General features: G+C 70.0%; 1 pseudogene. It reads right to left on the bottom strand.

Annotation, left to right across the window (positions count from 1 at the left end):
• A pseudogene (locus tag SB771_RS34600) lies at window positions 1-270 on the bottom strand (acyl dehydratase); the annotation flags it as partial.

Raw genomic sequence — 270 nt, 5'->3', positions numbered from 1 at the left:
AGGGAAACGCCGGGTCGGTCAGCATCAGCAGATGCAACGGAAACGCAAGCAGATGCGGATAGGTGAGCGTTACGCCGTGCTCGGGGATGAAGCCGCACACGCGCGCGTAACGCCAGATCGGCCCGGGGTCGAGCGCGACGGCGGGGCGCACGAGGCGCAGCGCGGGCAGTTGCGTGGCCCGAGCGCGCTTGACGATGCCGGTCAACGCGCGCGCATAGAGCTTGGCCGGCGCGGGCAAGGGTTCGACGACCACGGTTTTCGGGCGCGCCG

The sequence above is a fragment of the Burkholderia sp. SIMBA_051 genome (assembly GCF_046534915.1).
GTDB lineage: Bacteria > Pseudomonadota > Gammaproteobacteria > Burkholderiales > Burkholderiaceae > Burkholderia > Burkholderia ambifaria.
This window is presented reverse-complemented; position numbering and strand designations above follow the sequence as displayed.